Origin of the sequence: Mycolicibacter longobardus (assembly GCF_002102265.1) — a bacterium.
Lineage (GTDB): Bacteria > Actinomycetota > Actinomycetes > Mycobacteriales > Mycobacteriaceae > Mycobacterium > Mycobacterium longobardum.
The window spans coordinates 1-6,816 of the sequence record NZ_LQPG01000013.1 but is presented as its reverse complement, the minus strand read 5'-3'; the positions used below and the strand labels follow the sequence as shown (position 1 = coordinate 6,816).

Below are 6,816 nucleotides of genomic sequence, written 5' to 3'. Positions count from 1 at the left end.
TCACCATCAGCATGCGCAACAGGCGCCGCAGCCAACGGCGACAACCCAAACGTCAAAAACGCCCCAACCGCACTACCCGCCGCGGCCGCCCGGCGACGCCGGCGCCCACCGACGCCGGCCGTACCACGACGCCCTGTGCCGTGTTGCTTGTCAGTCATTTGGGACTCCCTATTCTGCGACGAACCCATGTCAGTGATGTTGTGTCGGATCAAGTTCTTGAGGTTGTCAGCGCCGAGGTTTCAGCACCGCTGCGGCGGGGCATCATCCGACGCCGCCCTTACCGGCGGCACCGCCGGCACCGCCCGCGCCACCGGTTCTGCTACCGGTGCCACCCGGGCCGTTGCCCGGGGTACCGGGGTTGCCATCGGTGCCGATCACGCCGCCACCGCTGGTGCCGCCGGTACCACCCTGGCCACCAGTACCGCCCACGCCACCCGTGAAGTTGGTGCTGCTGCCGCTGGCGGTACCGCCGGTACCGCCCTTACCGCCGGCACCGGCGTTACCGCCGTTGCCGTTGGTGCCGTTGGTGCCGCTGGTGCCCTGCGTACCGGTGCCGTTGTTCTGGGCGCCTGCCGCACCGCCTTGACCGCCGGCACCGCCGTTGCCGCCGTTACCGCCGACACCGCCGTCACCGCCGACACCGCCGGCAGGACCGGTCGAGCTGTTGCCCGTGCCGCCCTTACCGCCCGCGCCGCCGTTACCACCGTTCGAGCCGTTACCACCGTTACCGGCGGTACCGCCGCTACCGGAGCTGCCGGAGTTGGTGCCGCTGGCGCCGCCTTCACCGCCATCACCGCCGGCCCCACCGTCCTTGCCGTTGCCACCGGTGCCGCCGGTGTTTCCTGCACCGCCGCCGGTGGCGCCGGCGGAACCGTTGGAACCGGTGGTGCCGTTGGTGGTACCGGCACCGCCGTTACCGCCGTTGCCGCCCTTACCGCCGTTGCCGTCGAGCAGGGCGCTGCCGCCCTTACCGCCCGCGCCGCCCGCCTGGGCGTGGTTCGTGGCGTTGCCGTTGGCGCCGTTGGCGCCGTTGCCGCCGTTACCGCCGTTACCGGCGGCACCGGTCGTGCCAGTCGATCCGTTACCCGCCTGGACGGTGTTGCTGCCATTCCAGCCGCCGGTTCCGCCGGCGCCGCCTGTTCCTGCGGTGCTGGAGCTGTTGCCGCCGTTACCACCGGCACCCGCGACCGGGCCGCCGGTGACGGCCAGGGTGCCGCCGTTACCGCCGTTGCCACCGTTGCCGGCGTTACCGCCGTTGCCACCGTTGGCGCCCACGCCACCGGCGCCGCTCGCGCCCGCATTGCCGTTGAATGCGCTGCCGCCGGCACCGCCGCTACCGCCGCTACCGCCGTCGCCACCGCTGCCGGCCGTCCCGGTGGCGTCGCCACCATTGCCGCCCGCGAGGCCGCTGTTGGCGGCCGCGTTGGCGCCGACCGTGCCGTGGGCCGCATTGCCGCCGTTACCGCCGACACCGCCCTTACCGCCGAAGCCGCCCGCGCCGCCGTTGCCGGAGGTGAAGCCGCCGGCACCGCCGGAACCGCCAGCACCACCGTTTCCGCCGTCGCCGCCGTCGGTGCCGTCGGGACCAACAGTCGTGCCGTTGGTGCCGGCCGCGCCCGCACCGCCGTTACCGCCTGCACCGCCGTTGCCGACCGCGCCGGCCGCGCCGCCTTGGCCGCCGGCACCGCCGGACTGTCCATCACCGCTGCCGAGCACCACACCGGCGCCGCCGTTACCGCCGTTACCACCGTTACCGGTGGCGGCGTTGCCGGCGCCGCCGTTGGTGCCGTTTGCCGCGATCTGCCCGTTGGCCCCGGCGCCGCCATGGCCGCCGGTACCACCGGTCCCGGCGAAGCCGCCGGTACCACCGTCGCCGCCCTTACCCGCGATCAGCCCAACACCGCCGCCGGCGCCGTTACCGCCGTTGCCGCCGCGTCCGGCGTCACCGCCGGCGCCGCCGTCGCCACCCTTGCCGCCGACGCCTGCCGCGCCTTGGGCTCCGTTGGTAGCGGTGCCGCCCAGGGCGCCCGCACCGCCGTGGCCGCCGGCGCCGCCGTTGCCGCTGATGCCCGCATTGGTGCCGTGTTCGCCGAAGCCGCCGCTGCCGGCGGTCGCGTGTGCGCCGTCGACGCCGTTGGCGACACCACCGACGCCGCCCGCACCGCCGACGCCACCGCGTCCGCCGGCGCCGCCGTTGCCGAGGATGCTGCCACCGGCACCGCCCACGCCGCCGTTGCCGGCGTTGCCGCCGGTGGCGCCGTTGGTGCCGTTGCCGCTGCCATCGATGATGCCGTTCGCGCCGAGGGCACCGTTACCGCCGTTACCGCCGGCACCACCGTTGCCGATGATTCCGGCCGCGCCGCCCAGGCCGCCGTTACCGCCGTGCTGGGACGAGCCGTCGGGGAGCGTCAGGCCGGTGCCGCCGACGCCGCCGTTACCGCCGTTACCGCCGCTGCCGAGGGCACCGTCGGTGCCGTCCGCCGCCGGGCCGTTCAGGCCGACACCGCCCTGGCCGCCGAGTCCGGCGACGCCGGTCCGGTCGCCACCTTGGCCGCCGTTGCCGCCGTTACCGGCCACGGTGTTGGTGCCGCCGCCCGAGCCGGCCCCGCCGTTGCCGCCGTTGCCCGCGTTGCCGGCGTTGCCGCCGTTACCGCCAGCGCCCGCCTCACCGTTGGCCGCGTCACCACCGCGGCCACCGGCCGCGCCGTCACCGGAGTCGCCGGCCGCGCCGCCGTTACCGCCGTCGGTGCCGCCGGCACCTGCGGCGCCGTTGCCGCCGTTGCCGCCGTTACCGCCGTTACCGCCGTTACCGCCGGCACCACCGTTGCCGGAGATGGAGCCACCGGCCCCACCGTCGCCGCCCTTGCCGGCCGTGGTGCCGTTACCGCCGTCGGTCCCGTGGCCGTCACCGCCGGTGACTCCGGCAGCGCCGGACGCACCGTCACCGCCATGACCGCCCGCGCCGCCGTTGCCGACGTTGCCGCCGGCCCCGCCGTTGCCGCCCTTGCCGCCGACCTGGTCGGTGCCGGTCTGCGCGGCGCCGCCGTTACCGCCGGCGCCGCCGTTACCGCCGTGGGCGGCCGCCGCGCCGTCGGCGCCGTCTGCCCGCTGCGTGACGCCGTCACCGTTCAAGCCGCCCGTGCCACCGGTTCCGGCCACGCCGATGTTGCCGCCCGCACCACCGTTACCGCCGGTGCCAGCCACCGGGTTGGGGCCACCGCCTGCGCCGTGGCCGCCTCGACCGCCGTCGGCACCGGTACCGGCGTTGCCGCCGCGGCCGCCGACCGAGCCCAAACCGTTGCTGCCCGCGGTGCCGTTGGTCGCGGTTCCACCGGCACCGCCGTTACCACCGTTACCGCCGTTACCACCATGACCGCCGTTACCACCTGCGGCACCGTCACTGCCGACACCGCCGGTGCCGGCGACCGCGTCGAGGCCCGCCTTGCCCACGAACCCGTTGCCGCCGTTGCCGCCCGTGCCCGCCGCGCCGGCGCCACCGCCCGCACCACCGTTACCGGCGATGGAGCCACCCGCACCGCCCGCGCCGCCGTCGCCGCCGTCGCCGCCGGACTGGCCGCTGGTGCCGTTGACGTTCCCGAGCGCCGTGCCGTTCGCGCCGTTACCGCCGATGCTGCCCGAACCGCCCGCGCCACCGGCGCCGCCGTTGCCGTAGGTTCCGGCGTCGCCGCCGACGCCGCCCGCGCCGCCGGCCTGGGGAATACCACCGGCCAGCACCAGACCGTTACCGCCGCGACCACCGGCACCACCGTTACCGCCGGTGGCGGCACCGCCGTTGCCGCCGTTGACGGCCTGCTGGCCGTCACCGCTGAGGCCGCCCTGACCGCCGTATCCGATTCCACCGCGATCGCCACCGTCGCCGCCGTTACCACCGTCGCCGGCAACCGTGTTCGCGCCGCCACCGGCGCCGTTGGCGCCATTGCCGCCGTTACCCGCGTTGCCCGCGGCGCCACCCTGGCCGCCGGCGCCACCGGCACCGACCGAACCGTCGTTGCCTGCCGTGGCGGTGCCGCCCAGGCCACCGTTACCGCCGTTGCCGCCCAGGCCGCCGGTTCCGCCGCTACCGCCGTCGCCGCCGTCATCACCGGAGAGGCCGGTACCGAATCCCGCGTTGGTGGCACTGGCACCGTCTGCACCGTGACCACCGCGACCGCCGGCACCACCGGCGCCGCCGGCGCCACCGTTGCCCGCGTTACCGGATTCGTAGCCGCCGGCGCCACCGTTACCGCCGTTGCCGCCCAGGCCACCGACGCCACCGTTGGTGCCGTCGGTACCGTCGCCGTTTCCATCGACGACGCCGTCGACGCCCGCCAGGCCGGTCGAGCCGACACCGCCGTTGCCGCCCGCGCCACCGGTACCGATCGCACCGGCCGCTCCACCGTTACCGCCGTCACCACCGGCCTGGGGAGTGCCGTCGCCCTGGACCAGGCCGGTGCCGCCGGCGCCACCCGCACCGCCGTTGCCGCCGATGGCCTCAGCGCCCGCCTGCCCGCTCGCAGCCTGGTCGGTGTTGCTGGCGTTCCAGCCGCCCGCACCGGCGCTGCCGCCGGCCTCGCCGCGGACGCCGCCCTTACCGCCGTCACCGCCGCTACCGGCCTTGACACCCGCGCCGCCGCCGGCGCCCTGGCCGCCCTGGCCGCCGTTACCCGCGTTGCCGGCGTCGCCGGCGTTACCGCCGACACCGCCGAGCCCTTCGGCACCGGTCGCACCGTTGGTGGCAGAACCGCCCGCACCGCCGTTACCGCCCACGCCGCCGTTACCGCCGACACCACCGTCACCGGCGTCGCCGCCGTCGGTTCCGTCACCGCCGCTGCCGAAGGCCGCGTCAACGCCAGCGGTTCCGTCGGCGCCGTGGCCGCCGTGGCCGCCGTGGCCGGCCGCGCCGCCGTTACCACCCGCACCACCGTCGCCGGAGACGGAGCCACCGGCACCGCCCGCGCCGCCGTTACCACCGAGGCCACCGTCGGCGCCGTTGGTGCCGTTGCCGTCAATGTCGGTGATGCCGTCGACCGTTGCGCCGGCACCACCGTCGCCGCCCGCACCACCGTTGCCGACCGATGACCCGTCGCCACCGGCGCCACCGGCGCCACCGCCCTGGCCGGTGTTGGTTGCGCTGATCAGGCCCTCGCCAGCGCCGCCCTGGCCGCCGGCACCACCGTCGCTGCCCAGGCCAACAGTGCCAGCTCCGCCCTGGTCACCATTTCCGTCGCTGCCGTTACCGCCGTTGCCCGCGCCGCCGGCGGCGCCACCCTCTGCGCCGTCGCCGCCAGCTCCACCAGCGCCCGCCGCGGCAGCACCGCCGCCGCCGAGGCCGGCACCGCCGTTGCCCGCGGCACCGGCATCGCCACCGTTGCCGGCGTCACCGCCGGCACCCCCGGTTCCGTTGCTGGCCGCACCACCCTGGCCACCGGTACCACCCTGGCCACCTGCACCCGCGTTGCCGCCGTTGCCGCCGTCGGTGTCGGCAACCGCTGCGTCTGCTCCCGCGCCACCGGCGCCACCGTTACCGCCATTGCCGGCGTTGCCGCCCGCGCCGCCGTTTCCGGAGTTCGCGCCACCGGCGCCACCGGTACCACCGTTACCACCGACAGCACCGGTTCCACCGGTGGTGCCGTCGTTCCCGACGGTAATCCCGTCGGCTCCCGATGCGCCGTGACCACCGGCGCCACCGACACCGCCGTCACCGTCGTTACCGGCCGCGCCGCCGTTACCGCCCGTGCCGCCGGCCTGCGCGATGTCACCGACGAGCAGCTCGCCGTCGCCGCCGCGGCCGCCGGCGCCGCCGTTGCCACCGGTGCCCTCGGCGCCGGTCGCGCCCTGGGCAGCCTGGCTGGTGTTGTCGGCGTTCCAGCCGCCGGCACCGCCGGCGCCGGCCGTGCCGCGGTTACCGCCCTGACCGCCCTGACCACCGGAACCGGCGGTGGCGTTGTTGCCGCCACCCGCACCAGCGCCACCGTCACCACCGTCACCGGCGCTACCGGCCGCGCCGCCGAGACCGCCGGCACCGCCGTCACCCTGGACGCCCGCATTACCCGCGGTGGCGGTGCCGCCGGCACCACCCTGGCCACCGACACCACCGTTGCCACCGGTGCCACCGTTGCCGCCGTTGACGCCGGCGTCGCCGTCGTCGCCGCTGCCGGCCGCCGCGTCGTCGCCGTTAGCGCCATGGGTGCCGTTGCCACCGGAACCGCCGGTACCACCTACGCCGCCGACGCCACCGTTACCGCCATCACCGGAGGTGGTGCCACCCGCGCCACCGGTACCACCGGCGCCACCAGCGCCACCGGTTCCACCGTTCGTGCCATTGCCACCGCCATCGATGACACCGTGCTCGCCGGTTGCGCCCTGGCCGCCGGCACCGCCGTTACCGCCGTTACCGACCTCGCCGGCGTCACCGCCGGCACCACCGACGCCGCCGGCCTGCACGGTGCCATCACCCAGCACCTCGCCGGCGCCACCGACACCGCCGTTACCACCATTGCCGCCGGTACCGTCGGCACCCGCGTCGCCCGAAGCGGCCTGCGCACCCACACCACCAGCAAGACCACCAGCACCACCGGCGCCACCAGCGGCGCCCGTACCCAAGGCGTTACCGCCCTTGCCGCCGGCACCGGCGGCCAACTGTCCATCCGGGCCACCGCCGGCGCCGGCGCCACCGGTACCGCCGTTGCCACCACTGCCGCCGACGCCGCCGTCGCCGCCGACGCCACCAGCACCGGCAAGACCGGCGAGGCCCTGCGCCGAGGCGCCACCCACGCCACCGTTGCCGCCGACGCCACCATCACCACCAACACCACC

General features: G+C 76.2%; 1 protein-coding gene. It reads right to left on the bottom strand.

Annotation, left to right across the window (positions count from 1 at the left end; translation table 11 throughout):
• Positions 1 to 261: 261 nt before the first annotated feature.
• A complete protein-coding gene (locus tag AWC16_RS25530) occupies positions 262 to 6,774 on the bottom strand; it encodes a PE family protein (protein ID WP_207572275.1) in 6,513 nt (2,170 codons plus the stop codon).
• Between the last annotated feature and the right edge of the window lie 42 nt (positions 6,775 to 6,816).